This is a genomic window from Lentzea rhizosphaerae (assembly GCF_042649515.1).
Lineage (GTDB): Bacteria > Actinomycetota > Actinomycetes > Mycobacteriales > Pseudonocardiaceae > Lentzea > Lentzea aerocolonigenes.
In genome coordinates this window covers 131866-145082 of record NZ_JBHRZI010000027.1, presented here as the reverse complement: position 1 = coordinate 145082, position 13217 = coordinate 131866, and the positions used below count along the sequence as shown (strand labels likewise).

Below are 13217 nucleotides of genomic sequence, written 5' to 3'. Positions count from 1 at the left end.
TTTTGTCCACCTCAAGTGGACAAAAGCGCCGTTCATCGAGTTTTGTCGAGGCGGACGCAGCAGTGGCCGGGGGTGGGGTCGAGGCGTGCGGTGTGGGTGGTGGCGGCGATCCCGTCCAGCAGGCCGCTGATCAGGCAGAGGTTCATGCCGCACACCAGTTCCGTGTGCCGTTGGGCCAGGCTGTGGAACGGGCAGTTGCCCAGCAGGACCGTCGTGCCGTCCTGCTGCGGCTCGAACCCGAGGCCCTCCAACGCCTGCACGACGTCGCCGCCCGCCTCCGCGGCCAGGTCCTCGCCCCACTCGTACGCGCGCCGGTTCAGGATCTCGCGTGGCGGCTCGCCCGTGGTCTGGGCTTCGAGCAGCGAGTCGGCCAGCAGGTGGCTCGCCGCCTCGTACCGCCGGTCGGGCAGCGACACCTCGATCTGCTCCTCCGACCGCCGGTAGAGCTTCGCCGGCCGTCCCGCACCGGGCCCGGTGCGCCCCGACCTCCGCTCGTGGACGACGTCCAGCAGTCCCATCTCGACCAGCTTGTCGAGGTGGAACGCGGCCGTCGTGCGGGCGAGTCCGACGGCCTCGGAAGCCTCGTCCTTGCTGATGGGCGCGGTCTGGCGCACCACGAAGTCGTAGAGCTTGCGCCGGTTCGGCTCGTCGAGAGCCGCGACGGCGGCGACGTGGTCGGCCATCTCTAAAACCCACTTCTGTTGACTAAATTACTCCGACGGTTCTAACGTTAGCGCAAGTTGTCGTTAGAAGGAGGAGTCATGGCAGTCCTGACGCGCACGGATCCCGCGACCCAGGCGTTCGTGTTGTTGCGCACGGTGTTCGCGGCGGCGCCGATCCTGTTCGGGCTGGACAAGTTCTTCAACGTGCTCGTCGACTGGCCGGTCTACCTGGCGCCGTGGATCGACTCCATCGTGCCCGGCAGCCCGCAGACGGCGATGTACCTCGTCGGCGTGATCGAGATCGTGGCCGGCGTGCTCGTGGCGGTGCGGCCGAAGTGGGGTGGCCTGGTCGTCGCGGCGTGGCTGCTCGGGATCATCGTCAACCTGCTGACCCTGCCCGGCTACTACGACATCGCGTTGCGCGACTTCGGTCTGCTGGTCGGCGCGCTGGCGCTGTCCCGGCTGGCGAGCCGATGACCGGTCCGATCGACGTCGAGGCGGCGCAGCAGGCCGTCACGGACCTGCTGAAGGCGCTGGGCAAGGACCCGTACTCGGTGCACCTGGCCGACACGCCGCGCCGCGTCGCCGAGGCGTACGCCGAACTGCTCACACCGCGGGCGTTCAACATGACGACGTTCCCCAACGACGAGGGCTACGACGAGCTCGTGCTGGCGCGGGGCATCCCCGTGCAGTCGTTGTGCGAGCACCACATGCTGCCGTTCCACGGTGTCGCGCACGTCGGCTACCTGCCGGGCGAACGGATTCTGGGGCTGTCGAAGCTCGCACGGGTCGTGGAGATGTTCGCCCGCGACCTCCAGGTGCAGGAACGGCTCACCAAGCAGGTCGCGGACTGGCTGCAGGAACACTTGCAGCCCAAGGGAGTCGGCGTCGTGATCGAGGCCGAGCACATGTGCATGGCGTTGAGAGGCGTGCGGGTCACCGGATCCAGCACGGTCACGTCGGCGTTGCAGGGCGTGCTGCGGAAGGATCCCGCGTCACGTCAGGAGTTCTTCACCCTGGTGCACTCGTGAGCTCCTCGCGACCGGGACGCCGTCGCGCCGACAGCCACGTGAGCACGGCGGCGGTGAGGCCCACGACCAGCGAGGTCCAGATGTTCAGACGCAGCCCCAAAACGTGGTTCGCGGCGTCGGTCCGCAACGCCTCGATCCACAACCGGCCCGCGGTGTAGAGCACCACGTACAGCCCGAAGACGCGGCCGTGACCGAGCCGGAAGCGGCGGTCCGCCCAGATCACCGCGGCCGCCACCCCGAAGTCCCACACCAGTTCGTAGAGGAAGGCGGGGTGGAACGTGCCCAGGACGACCGGCAGGCCGTCCTGACCGAGGACGGCGCGTCCCGCCGACTGGTCCCACTGGTGGATCACGAGTCCCCAGGGCAGGTCGGTGGGCCCGCCGTACACCTCGTTGTTGAACCAGTTGCCGAGTCGCCCGATTCCTTGCCCCAGCGCGATTCCCGGGGCCGCCGCGTCCGCCATCGCCGGCAGCCGCACCCCGGCGCGCCGCGCACCGATCCAGCCGCCGAGCGCGCCGAGGGCGATGGCACCCCAGACGCCCATGCCGCCGTTCCAGATGTACAGGGCCTCGATCGGCCGGCCGCCGGGGCCGAAGTACGGCTGCCAGGACGTGGCCACGTGGTAGAGCCGCGCTCCGACGATGCCGAACGGGACCGCCCAGTAGGAGATCTGCGCGACGGCGGCGCGATCGCCGCCGCGCTGGACCCACCGGCGCTCGGTGAGCCAGATGGCGACCAGGATGCCCGCGATGATGCAGAAGGCGTAGGCGCGCAACGGGATCGGCCCGAGGTGCCACACGGCCTGTGTGGGACTCGGAATGACGGAGAGGATCGGCCCTTCCCCCAGGAGCATCGCGCCAGGATGGCCCCGGCACGGTGACGTGCCGGTGAAGTCCTGGACCGGTCCGAACACGTGGGTGCCGGCCGCGTCCGCGTCGTCGCCGGCCCAGAACTCGAGCCACAGCTGGGCGAACTCCTCGCGCGACAGCCTGCCGTCACCGTTGGCGTCCATCGCGCCGAAGACCACCGCCACCTTGCGTCTCTGCAAGTCGCTCGCCATGGGCAACGACGACAGGCCGAACGTCGCAACGGAAACTATCGGCCGAACGGGTCCGAACCACCCGGCAGGTGGAGGCGGCTCGACACGCCCAGCTTGCGGCAGGCGCCGGCCAGCACTCCCTCGACGGCCTCGGCGGGCAGGAGCAACGTCGACGCGATCTCCTCGTTGGAACGGCCTCGTGCCGCCAGCTCCGCCACCTGGTGCTCGGTCGGGGTCAGCGCGGTCGGCCCGGTCTGGCGCATCCGCCGGGGTCCGGCACCGGTCGCCACCAGTTCGGAGTACGCCCGTGCGGCCATCGCGGTGGAGCCGCACTTCTGCGAGAGGTCCAACGCTTCACGCAGACACGCGCGCGCACCGGACGTGTCGCCCTGACGCCGCACCACGACGCCGAGGTCGACCAACGCGCGCGCCAACTCCAAACGGGCCGGAGAACCCCGCAGTAGCCGCACGGCCTCTTCCAGCAACGTGCGGCCGGCCGTTCCAGCGGTGACTCGGCCCGCCGCCCGCAACGCCATGCCCAACGCCCTCGGTGCACCCCATGACCAGGCGAGGCTGACTTCTTCGTCAGCCAGTTCGCGGGCCCGTTCACCGTCGCCCGTCGCCGCACAGGCCAGCGCCGCGCCGGAACGCCACGCCAACACGGCGGGATTGCGGTAGGGCCACAACGCGCAATGTCGCCCAGCGGCCAGGAACGACTCCAACGCGTCGTGGTCGTCGCCTCGCGCGGTGAGCAACCGTCCGCGAACGGTCAGCAGTCCGCCGTACGGCCACACACGCCGTGCCTCCTCGGTGGACGCCTCGGCGATGACCGCGTCGGCCTCGTCCAGGCGACCCTCCTCGAGGAGGATGTCGGAGAGCAACGCGGCGTGCCAGGTCGTGATCGCGTGCCAGCGGCGGTCCTGACGCAGGTGGTCGTCCGCCAGTGCGAGGTCGGCGCGGGCGGAGACGAGATCTCCCTTGCGGCGCTGGACGTTCGCGCGCATCACGTACGTCAGCGCGCGCAGTGCCGGCGGCTGCGAGCGGTCGACGTCGTCCAGCACGTCCAGTGCGGCGTCCAGCGAGTCGGCCAGGTTCAGTGTCATCGCGGACGCCAGCGACGACAGGACGCCATCGGCCGACACGAGCGCAACGGCCTCGGCGGCACCGATGTCGCCGACCAGCACGTGGTGCAGAACGCCGGCGGGCGTGTCGAGCCCGACCGTCGACGGCACGGCCTCCTGCCACGCCAGGCCGTGCACCGCCAGGTGTGCCTGTGCCCACGGCGGACCGCCCGCGAGCACCGCCACCAGTTCGGCCGGTTCGCCCTCGGCGTGCAGGGCGTACGACAGCGCCACGGCGGACTCGGCATCGTCCACATCGGACTGGTGTGCCTCGCGCAACCGTGCCGTGGCACCGGGAAGCCCGCCGACCAGCTCGGCGACGCCCAGCATCGTGAGCGCCCGCGCCGGGTTCGCCACCGGTTCCCTCAGGGCCCGCCACAGCAACCGTGCGGCGCCGGGCGTGTCGCCCCGGTTCACCGCCTCCTGCGCGGCGCGGTCGAGCACCTCGCCCGCCCACGGCTCCAGTCCCGGCGAGGTCTCCAGCAGGTGGTCGGCCACCTCGCGGTCGGTGGCGCCGTGTGTGCGCAACGCTCGTGCGGCTCGCAGGTGCAACGCGGCTCGCGCGGACGCGGGCATGTCGTCGAGAACGGCTCGTCCGGCCCCGCCGAGCAGCTCCACCGTGCGCACCGCCTCGGCCAGTTCGGCGGGGCTCAGCCCGGTGAGCTCGGCCAGCACACCAGGACGCGGGGACGGTCCGAGCACGGCCAGGCACTGCGCGGTGGCCACCACCGCGGCCGGACGGCGGCGCAGTCGTGCCGCCACGATCGCGCCGGTCACCTCCGCGCCGCGCTGGGCGACCTGCCACGCGGCCTCGGCCGTCGGCGGCACCCCGTCCTCCTCCAGGGCCTCGACCAGGCGCGTCACCGCCAGCGCGTTCCCGCCTGTCGCGTCGAGGCAGGCGGCGACGAACTCCGGTGCCGGCGCGGGCGAGATCAGCGCGGCGACGTCGTCCGCGGACAGGGGGCCGAGCACGACGTGGTGGCACGAAGCCGCGATCTCGCCGTACGACGGGTCCTCACACCGCTCGCCGACGGTCAGCACGACCGCGATGGGCAGGCGCTGGATCCGCAACGTCAGATAGGCGAGCCAGCGCAGTGACGCGGCATCGGCCCAGTGGGCGTCGTCCACGGCGATGAGCAGGCCGGACGTGCTCGCGAGCGACGTGGCCAGCCGGTAGACGCCGTGCAGTGCGGCGAAGTCCGTGGACTGGCCGGGGTCGATGTCGAAGAGCTGGGCCACGATCCCGAACGGCAGGTCGCCCTCCAGCGCACTGCCACGCGCCCGCACGACGTGCCGACCGGAGGCTTCCCACCGACCGGCGAGATCGTCCAGCACGGCGGTCTTGCCCGTTCCGGGCGCGCCTTCCACGACGGTGGTGGTGCCCGGCGTCACCTGGTCGCTGATTCCGGCACACCGCGCTTTCCGCCGGTTTTTCAAGATCTCTCCACAATCCGCGGGTGAATGGATCAGCAGAATTGATGCTAGGAGAAACAGCACCACTTGCCCAGGTAAACGTTCCTGAGCTATGGGGCGTCTCAACAGGGTCCGTGCACGTATGATCCCGCGGGCTACTACCTGAATGGGTAGCGGCAGCCGGGTGGTGGCCACGCGTGGTCATCCCAACGGCCTAGATGTGCTGCCTCAGGGCTGGTCGTGGTGCGGGTGGTTGTGGTAGTGCAGCGCTTGTTCTCCGCCGCCGTGGAGCGAAAGGAAAAATGGGTGTCGGGGAATCGGGACGGGGTGTTCCGCGGCCGTGACGGAGAACGGGAGCTCCTGAGCGGTGTGCTGGACGCGGGAACGGGCGTCGTGCTCGTCGACGGTGCGGCGGGAACCGGCAAGACGCGGTTGCTGGCCGAGGTCGCCACAATCGCCGCACGCCGCGGTTTCGCCGTCGCCACGGCGCAGGACGAGCTCGACCAGCCGTTCCTGCTGGCCCGCCTCGCCGAACGCGAACCGGACGGTCCCTCGCTCGTCGTGCTCGACGACCTCCACCTGGCCGAGCCGGGCACCCTGGCGGCGTTGCGCGCGCTGCTGCCCGCCTCCAGTCACGAGAAGGTCGTCTGGCTGCTCGCCCGCCGCACCGGAGAGGGCGCCGACCGGCTGTTCGCCGCCGCGCTCGCCCGCGGTGCCGTGCGGATCGAGCTCCGGCCGTTCACCGACGACGTGGTCGCGGACCTCGTCGCCGACCTCGCCGGGGGAGTTCCCGACCACGACCTCCGCGCGCTCGCGTCGACCGCGCAAGGGAATCCGGCCGAGCTGATCGGTCTTCTCGAAGCGCTGAAGGAAGACGGGCAGCTGGCGGTCACCGCCGGGCGCGCGTCGTTGCGCGCCGACTGTCCGCCGCGGCGCACGGAAGCGTTGCTGCGCGGCCGGGTCAGCGCGTTGAGCGGCAAGGCGAGGCACCTGCTGCAGGTCGCGTCCGTCCTCGGGCCGCGCTTCGAACCCGGTGACGTCGCGGAGATGCTGGCCTCCAGCACCGCGATCCTGTTGCCAGCGCTGGACGAGGTCATCGGCGCCGGTGTCGTGACGTCGCTGGAGGACAGGCTGGCGTTCCGGCACGAACTGGTGTGGCGGCTGGTCGCCGACACCGTGCCGCCGCCCGTCCGGCGCGCGTTGCACCGCGAGGCCGGCGAGATGCTGCTGGGACGCGGGGACTCCGCGGTCGTGGCGGCCCAGCACCTGTTGCACGGCGCCCAGCGCGGTGACGTCCGGTCGATCGACGGGCTGGTCGCGGCGTCAAAAGCCGTGCTGTGGAACGCCCCGGACGCGGCCGCCGAGCTCGCGGTGCGGGCGCTCGAGCTCACCGACCAGGCGTCCGCCTCACTGGTCCACCGCACGGTGATCGCGGTGCGCGCGCTGATCGCGGCCGGGAAGCTCACGGCGGCGCAAGCGCTCGCGCAGGACGCGTTGTCCCGCCAGGTCTCCCCGGAGCACGCCGCGAAGCTGCGGCACTGCGTGGCCACGACGACGTTGCTCGGCGCCCAGCACGCCGCGTCGACTGAGATCTCCGAGGCGCTGCTGGAGGAACCCGATCTGCCGGCGGAACTCGCGCCGTGGGTGGAGATCACCAGGATGATGGCGTTGCTCGGCCACGACCGGTCCCGCGCGGAGGAACTGGCGGAAGCGGTCGTGCGCACCCACACGGGCTCTCCGGACGACGTGCTGGCAACGGCGTTGGCGGTGCTCGCCGCGATCGCCCGTGACCGCGGGGAACCCGGCGCCGCACTGGAACTGGCACGTGAGGCCGCGCAGTCCGCCACCTCCCACGACCTCTGCGCCTACCCGCAGCTGTTGCTGGCGACCGTGCTCGCCGGGCTGCGGGAGTTCGCCGAGGCCGACGGAGTGGTGCGGCGAGCGCGCAGCGGACCGTCCTCCGTGGTGACCAAGGAGCTCATGGTCTCCGCCGTGCAGGCCCGGATCCTGTTGCAGGCCGGGCGGATCGAGGAGGCGTCGGCCGAGGCGCGCGACGCGGTGACGGTCGCGGACGACACCGGGCACACCGCGCTGGTCGCGCCACCGTCGGCGGTGCTCGCGATGGTCGCGATCCACACCGGCGACCTGCCCGCCGCGATCGAGCACGTCGAGCAGTACCGCGGACGCGTCGGAGTCGACGGGATCGTCTTCTCCCGCGCCTACTACCAGTGGGCCGACGTGCTGGTGTCGTACGTCGCCCACGGGCTCGACAAGGCGATGGGGCTGCTCACCGACGAGTACCCGGAGCTCGTGTCCTCGGGGCTGTTCGCCGAGGAACCCCGTGCCGCCGGGTGGTTCGTGCGCCGCGCGCTGGAGGCCGGGAACGAGGGGCTGGCGAAGGCCGTGGTGGACCGCGTCGAACAGCTGGCGGAGGAGAACCCGGGATTCCGCGCGGTGGCGGCCGCCGCGTTGCACGCGCGGGGCCTGTTCGACGGTGACGCCTCGCTGCTGGAACTGGCGTCGCAGCAGCACCGCGACCTGTGGGCACGGGCGAACGCGGCCGAGGACCTCGGAGTGCTGCTGAGCGCCGCGGCCGATCGCACGGACTCGGTGAAGGCACTGGAGAACGCGCTCGGGCTTTACCGGGAGATCGGTGCGTCCCGCGACAGCGCCCGCGTGCTGGGCCGGTTGCGCAAGCTCGGCAGGCGCCGCAGGGCCGCACCCGTCCGTCCTGCGTCCGGATGGTCCAGTTTGGACGACACCGAACGGGCGATCGCCAACCTGGTGGCCAAGGGGCAGACGAACCGGCAGATCTCGACGCAGCTGTTCATGTCACCGCACACGGTGAACTTCCACCTGCGCAAGATCTTCCGCAAGCTCGAGATCAGCTCTCGCGTCGAGCTGGTGATGAGGTCGCGGGACGACCAGTGAGCCGCTTCGCCTGACGCCGCAGCTGAAGGATGCGGGCCGCGCCGACGACCGCGACCAGCACCGCACCGCCGATCGCCGCGAACAGCAGCGCCACGCCGAGCGGAAGGCTGGCCTCGCCCCACAGGAAGTAGATGGTGGCGTTGCCGCCGTTCTGCAGGATGAAGACGAGCAGGAAGATCAGCACCACGATCGCGACGAGGATCGCGATCCACGTACCGCTGATCCGTGTGGGCCGCAGCTTCTTCGGTGCGGCCGTCGCCGGTGGTGCGGTCGGGATCGGCTCGGTGACCGGCGTCTTCGGGGTCTCGTCGCTGGGAGTCGCCACGACGAGAATTATCGGCGACCCAGCGTGATCCCGCTTGCTGGCAAAAGGGTTACAACCTGCGCAGTCCCGAGAGAACCCGTTCGAGCAGCGCCATGTTCGGCTTGTCGCCGGGTTCGTGCACGGCGACCAGGTTCAACGTGATCAGGTCGCTCAGCAGCACCCGCGTGACGCCGAGCGGGATCTTCATGAGCGCGGAGATCTCGGCGACCGACCGCGGCTGCAGGCACAGCCGCATCATCGCCGCCTGGTCGTTGTTCGCGCGGTACAGCCGCTCCTCGTCCGTGGAGAGCAACGTCTCCAGGCGCAGGTCGTGGCGGGCCGAGGTCCGGCCGCCGGTGCGGGCGTAGGGACGAACGAGAGCGCTGTCCCGCGCGGGGGCGGGCGGTAGGTCTTCGTCTTCCTGCATCGGCCACTCCGGGGGCGGTTCCGGTGGGCGCTGGCGCAACGGTTGCTGACGGGGCAGTTGCTGCGTCTCGGCGCCGTGGGAGTCCCCTCTCGCGTCGGCGCGCAGCCGTCGGCGGGTAGCCGGAGACCCGAAACGCGCCCCCGTGTATCCGATTTCCGTCGCTTCCTCGTCGTGCACGTGCTCAAGCTATAACGAACACGCCCAAATGTATGTCGATCACGTTGCCTTTTTGTCACCCAAGTCGAATCTGACCTGGATTGCGGTCCCCGACGACGTCGTTTGGGTGCGCACGAGGTCGGCCAAACGGTTCACCAGCAACAGACCGCGACCGCCTGGTTCGTTTGCGTGAACAGGCGTTCGGCCAGCCAGAACATCGGTGATGTGGCCGTTGTCGTTGACTTGGCAAACAATACTTTCTCTTTCCGTCCAGACCCGGACCGTGCTCTCGCCGCCGCCGTGCCGGACGCTGTTCGTCGCGAGCTCGGTGACCGCGAGGGCGAAGTCGTCGACGCGATCACGGGCCAGGCCGAACTTCACGGCCTGCTCACGCGCGAACGCCCGCACCGCCGCCATCGCACCCGCCCCGACCAGCGTGCTCGCCGCGTCGGACGGGGTGGGCAACGGCAGCGAGTGCGTGGCGACGACCACCCGTGCGGGGTGGAAGTGGTCGCTGGGACGGTGGCCGCTCGCGTCGATCACGACCGGGTGAGTCTTCTCGGCGTCGGCCAGGACGTCGTGGGGGAGGGAGGAGATGTCGTACGGGCACAGGATGCTGAGGTCACGGCCGCTGAACGCGTAGTTGACCAGTGCCTCGTGCAGCGCGCACGCCGGGTACTCGACGTCGGTGCGACGGTCCCACACCGGCTCGCTGATGATCCGGACGGCCCTGCGGTGCCGGTCGGCGAACGCGCGGAGCTCGGGAATGATCCGGCCGGGGTTGCGGCCGGTGTCCGCCATGTCGATGAAGGTCACGAGGTGGGCGAACCCGCTCAGCGCCTCCTGGAGCAGCGTGAGGTTCCTGCTGGGCACCGCCACGGCGACGGGCTCGGCGTTCGCCAGACCCTCCACCACGAACGGGACCGTGCCGTCGATGTAGGACTCCTCGTCGGAGTAGAACAACGCCGGATGTGCGAACGTCATGTGCCACCTCTCGTCAACGTCCCAGGATGCGCACCCGGCACGTTGCTCAAACCCATCATTTCTTGACCCTCACACCGTGTCAGCCCCTACACAGGAGCAGTCGTGTTCACCATCGGAGACTTCGCCCATCTGGGGCGCGTGTCGGTGCGGATGCTGCGCCATTACGACGCCGTGGGCCTGCTCCTGCCGGCCCACGTGGACCCGTCGTCGGGCTACCGCTTCTACACCGCCGCACAGCTGCAGCGGCTCAACCGGCTCGTCGCGTTGAAGGACCTCGGTCTGACGCTCGACCAAGTTCGTGTCGTGCTCGACGAAAAGGTTTCCGTCGAACAGTTGCACGGAATGTTGTCGTTGCGGCGAGCCGAGCTGCGGCAGCAGATCCTCGCGGACGAGTCGCGGTTGCGCCGGGTCGAGGCACGTCTCCGCGCCATTGAAAGAGAAGGCGCCATGCCCACCGACGAGATCGTCGTGAAGCCCGTTCCCGCCGTCCGGATCGCCCGCCTGACCGCCACCGCCGCGTCCTACGAGCCGGAGGACATCGGTCCGGTCATCCAACCGCTGTACCAGCAGCTGATGGAACGGCTCGACCGCGCCGGCGTGCCCATCACCGGCTACGGCATCGCCACCTACGAGTCCACCGAGGGCGACGCCGTCGTGGTGCACGCGGGCGTGACCGTGGCCGTCGACCCCTCGACCGCCTCCGACTTCGAGGTCGTCGACCTGCCGCCGCTGGAGTCGGCGGCGACGATCGTGCACCGCGGGCTGATGGACGACGTCGACGCCACCTACCAGGGCGTGGCGGCGTGGATCGAGGCGAACGGCTACAAGCAGAAGGGGTTGGTCCGCGAGGTCTACCTGAACTACGGCGAGGGGGATCCCGCGGACTGGGTCACCGAGCTGCAGCTGGAGATCACCAAGCCGTGAACGCGATCACGGCGGCCAGCCCGAGCAGGCCGACCGGCAGCGAGGCGACCGCGGCGAGCCCGCCCACCAGCAGCGGGCCGCCCGCGTCACCCAGCTCGCGCCCGACCTCGGCACTGCCCATCGTCTGACCCGTCCGTTCCTCCGGCGTGGTCCTGGCCAGCGCCGCGAACGCGAGCGGGGTGACCGCTCCGGAGCCGGCGCCGATCAGCACGGCCGCGATCAGGGTTCCGGCGAGTCCGGGGATGCCGGCCGCGGCCGCGAACCCCGCCGCGGCGGCGAGCAGGCCCGCGCGCGTGCCCGTGCGGGTGGTGAGGCGACCGGCGTCCATCGCCCTGCCGACGCGGGGCTGGACGACCGCCGCGGTGATCGCGAGGAGCGACACCGCGGCACCGGTGACGATCGAGCCGTGGACGGCGGCTTTCACCGGCAGGAAGCCGATTCCGGTGGCGAGTGCCGCGGTGGACGCCGCGAGCGCGGCGGTCGGCCTGAGGAAGTCGCGGTGGGACAAGCGTTTCGCCAGGTCTCTGACGGTCTGCCGCTCGCGCGGAAGAGGTTCGAGGTTCGGGACGGTCAACGCCCACGCGGCCACCGCGGCCGCCATGGCGGCCATCGTCAGGAACAGCACGTCGAAGCTGCCGAAGTGGATCAGCACGCCACCGAGCAGCGGCCCGGCCGTGTAGCCGACGCCCTTCCACGCCCCGTACCGCCCGAACGCCTTGCCGCGCGCGTTGTCCGGGGTGAGGCGGGCGACCATCGCGCTCGCGGCCGGGGAGAACGCGGCCGCGGCGACGCCCTGGCCGAACCGTGCGACGGCGACGTTGTCGATCAGCACGAACGCACTGCTCGCCACCGCGAAGGCGATGAGGCCGACCAGCAGGACGGGGCGGGGGCCAATTCTGTCGGCGAGAGAACCGAAGACGGGCTTCAGCACGACCTCGGCGCCGTCGTAGATCGCCAGCAGGAGGCCGAGGGTCAGCAGGTCAGCCTGCAGGAACCCGAGTCCGGACGCGACACCGTGAGCGCCGAACGCCGTCACGAAACCCGCCGCGCACAGCGGTAGGACGTTTTTCACGCGAGTCAGAATATGTTGGCTCCCTTGGGTTCGCGGGAAGCCGAGGGTCATGAACAGCAAGCGAATCGTGACCATGTCCGCGCTCGCCTGTGCCGGCCTCGTGTTTCCACTGGCCGGAACCGCTGCGGCGGCCGATGGCGAGCTGACCATGACCGTGACGTCCGGGGACCAGAGCGCCGCGCGCGTGCTGACGCTCACGTGTGACCCCGACGGCGGTGAGCACCCGAACGCCGACGCCGCGTGTGCCGAGATCGAGGCGGCCGACGGCGACTTCTCGGCGTTGCCCGGTGAGCCGAGCCTGTTCTGCACGCTCGAGTACGACCCCGTCACCGTGACGGCGACCGGCACGTGGCGTGGCCGCACGGTGAACTACGAGCAGACGTTCCCGAACACGTGCGAGCTGATCCGCGCCACCGGATCGGTGTTCGTACCCGAGCTCCGCTAAGTCCTGGTGTTCCGGATGAACGGCGCTTTCGTCCACCTCACGTGGACAAAAGCGCCGTTCATCGCGTGGCTACGCGTCGTCCTGGTGGATGCGGCGGTGCAGCGACTCCATCCGTTCGTCCAGCTGCGCCGCGATCATCGCCGACGACATCAGCTCGTCCACGAAGTCCGCGGGCGGGCTGTCGTCGTACTTGTAGAACAGCTTGTGCTCCAGCGTGGCCCAGAAGTCCATGGCGATGGTCCGGAGCTGCACCTCGACCTTCACGTGCTCGACCCGGTCCGACAGGAACACCGGGATCCGCACGATGAGGTGCAGGCTCCGGTAGCCGTTGGGCTTCGGGAGGGCGATGTAGTCCTTGGTGCGCAGGATCTCCACGTCGTTCTGCCGCGCGAGCATCGCCGACACGCGGTACACGTCGGACACGAACGGGCAGATGACCCGCACGCCGGCGATGTCGTCCAGGACGTCGCCGATCGACTCGACGTCGAGCGGCAAGCCCTTGCGCCGCAGCTTCTCGAGGATTCCTTCCGGTTTCTTCACCCGGTTGGTGATGTGTTCGATCGGGTCGTGCCGGTGGACCGAGTCGAACTCCTCGCTGAGGATGCGGAGCTTCGTCATCAGCTCCTCGATCGCGAACTTGTAGACGAGCAACCGCCGTTCGAGGTCGCGAAGGAGGCTGAGGTCGTCTGCCAGGTCGGTCACGACACC

The 13217-nt window shown here is 70.3% G+C and carries 13 protein-coding genes and 1 pseudogene; 5 read left to right on the top strand and 9 right to left on the bottom strand.

Going from position 1 to position 13217, the window contains the following annotated elements:
* Positions 1-32 precede the first annotated feature (32 nt).
* Entirely contained in the window at positions 33-683 is a 651-nt protein-coding gene (locus ACFOWZ_RS30545; protein WP_382377368.1) for a helix-turn-helix transcriptional regulator, read from the bottom strand.
* A gap of 78 nt (positions 684-761) precedes the next feature.
* Between ACFOWZ_RS30545 and ACFOWZ_RS30540 the strand changes: the two genes are divergently transcribed.
* Positions 762-1139: a DoxX family membrane protein gene (locus ACFOWZ_RS30540; protein WP_382377367.1), complete on the top strand. Its 378-nt coding sequence runs from the start codon at positions 762-764 to the stop codon at positions 1137-1139.
* Entirely contained in the window at positions 1136-1693 is a 558-nt protein-coding gene (gene folE / locus ACFOWZ_RS30535; RefSeq protein WP_382377366.1) for a GTP cyclohydrolase I FolE, read from the top strand. Before ACFOWZ_RS30540 ends, folE begins: the two co-directional genes overlap by 4 nt.
* On the opposite strand, the gene lgt is transcribed toward folE, so the two are convergent.
* The 3 genes and pseudogenes from lgt to ACFOWZ_RS30520 form a co-directional block, all read right to left on the bottom strand.
* Positions 1674-2546 carry a prolipoprotein diacylglyceryl transferase gene (gene lgt, locus ACFOWZ_RS30530; RefSeq protein ID WP_382377635.1) on the bottom strand — a complete coding sequence of 291 codons (873 nt, stop codon included), beginning with the start codon at positions 2544-2546 and terminating at the stop codon, positions 1674-1676. The genes folE and lgt overlap by 20 nt on opposite strands.
* A 111-nt stretch (positions 2547-2657) precedes the next feature.
* Positions 2658-2753, bottom strand: a pseudogene (locus ACFOWZ_RS30525) (EF-hand domain-containing protein); the annotation flags it as partial.
* A 35-nt stretch (positions 2754-2788) separates the two neighbouring features.
* Positions 2789-5290 (bottom strand): tetratricopeptide repeat protein, encoded by a 2502-nt coding sequence (locus ACFOWZ_RS30520; RefSeq protein WP_382377365.1) that lies wholly within the window; start codon positions 5288-5290, stop codon positions 2789-2791.
* A 282-nt stretch (positions 5291-5572) separates the two neighbouring features.
* Between ACFOWZ_RS30520 and ACFOWZ_RS30515 the strand changes: the two genes are divergently transcribed.
* The gene (locus ACFOWZ_RS30515; protein ID WP_382377364.1) at positions 5573-8197 is read left to right on the top strand and encodes a helix-turn-helix transcriptional regulator; all 2625 of its coding nucleotides are present in this window, start codon (positions 5573-5575) and stop codon (positions 8195-8197) included.
* Here ACFOWZ_RS30515 and ACFOWZ_RS30510 read toward each other — a convergent pair.
* The 3 genes from ACFOWZ_RS30510 to ACFOWZ_RS30500 form a co-directional block, all read right to left on the bottom strand.
* Entirely contained in the window at positions 8151-8522 is a 372-nt protein-coding gene (locus tag ACFOWZ_RS30510; protein ID WP_382377363.1) for a LapA family protein, read from the bottom strand. The genes ACFOWZ_RS30515 and ACFOWZ_RS30510 overlap by 47 nt on opposite strands.
* A 49-nt stretch (positions 8523-8571) precedes the next feature.
* The gene (locus ACFOWZ_RS30505) at positions 8572-8928 is read right to left on the bottom strand and encodes a DUF742 domain-containing protein (protein ID WP_382377362.1); all 357 of its coding nucleotides are present in this window, start codon (positions 8926-8928) and stop codon (positions 8572-8574) included.
* Positions 8929-9144: 216 nt separating this feature from the next.
* Complete coding sequence (locus ACFOWZ_RS30500; RefSeq protein WP_382377361.1) at positions 9145-10068, bottom strand: anti-sigma factor RsbA family regulatory protein; 924 nt, start codon at positions 10066-10068, stop codon at positions 9145-9147.
* Between the two features lie 102 nt (positions 10069-10170).
* Between ACFOWZ_RS30500 and ACFOWZ_RS30495 the strand changes: the two genes are divergently transcribed.
* A complete protein-coding gene (locus ACFOWZ_RS30495; RefSeq protein ID WP_382377360.1) occupies positions 10171-10992 on the top strand; it encodes a MerR family transcriptional regulator in 822 nt (273 codons plus the stop codon).
* Here the strand turns inward: ACFOWZ_RS30495 and ACFOWZ_RS30490 are convergent.
* Complete coding sequence (locus tag ACFOWZ_RS30490) at positions 10979-12064, bottom strand: MFS transporter (protein WP_382377359.1); 1086 nt, start codon at positions 12062-12064, stop codon at positions 10979-10981. The genes ACFOWZ_RS30495 and ACFOWZ_RS30490 overlap by 14 nt on opposite strands.
* 49 nt (positions 12065-12113) lie before the next feature.
* Here ACFOWZ_RS30490 and ACFOWZ_RS30485 point away from each other — a divergent pair, with 49 nt between their 5' ends.
* Positions 12114-12509 carry a subtilase-type protease inhibitor gene (locus tag ACFOWZ_RS30485; RefSeq protein WP_382377358.1) on the top strand — a complete coding sequence of 132 codons (396 nt, stop codon included), beginning with the start codon at positions 12114-12116 and terminating at the stop codon, positions 12507-12509.
* 69 nt (positions 12510-12578) lie between these two features.
* Here ACFOWZ_RS30485 and ACFOWZ_RS30480 read toward each other — a convergent pair whose 3' ends face one another.
* Positions 12579-13211, bottom strand: a complete 633-nt coding sequence (locus ACFOWZ_RS30480) for a GTP pyrophosphokinase (RefSeq protein WP_382377357.1) — start codon at positions 13209-13211, stop codon at positions 12579-12581.
* Positions 13212-13217 lie beyond the last annotated feature (6 nt).

Coding starts and splice junctions, on each gene's coding strand:
- ACFOWZ_RS30545 (WP_382377368.1), bottom strand. CDS start 683: ATGGCCGACCACGTCGCCGCCGTCGCGGCTCTCGACGAGCCGAACCGG.
- ACFOWZ_RS30540 (WP_382377367.1), top strand. CDS start 762: ATGGCAGTCCTGACGCGCACGGATCCCGCGACCCAGGCGTTCGTGTTG.
- folE (WP_382377366.1), top strand. CDS start 1,136: ATGACCGGTCCGATCGACGTCGAGGCGGCGCAGCAGGCCGTCACGGAC.
- lgt (WP_382377635.1), bottom strand. CDS start 2,546: ATGCTCCTGGGGGAAGGGCCGATCCTCTCCGTCATTCCGAGTCCCACA.
- ACFOWZ_RS30505 (WP_382377362.1), bottom strand. CDS start 8,928: ATGCAGGAAGACGAAGACCTACCGCCCGCCCCCGCGCGGGACAGCGCT.
- ACFOWZ_RS30500 (WP_382377361.1), bottom strand. CDS start 10,068: ATGACGTTCGCACATCCGGCGTTGTTCTACTCCGACGAGGAGTCCTAC.
- ACFOWZ_RS30485 (WP_382377358.1), top strand. CDS start 12,114: ATGAACAGCAAGCGAATCGTGACCATGTCCGCGCTCGCCTGTGCCGGC.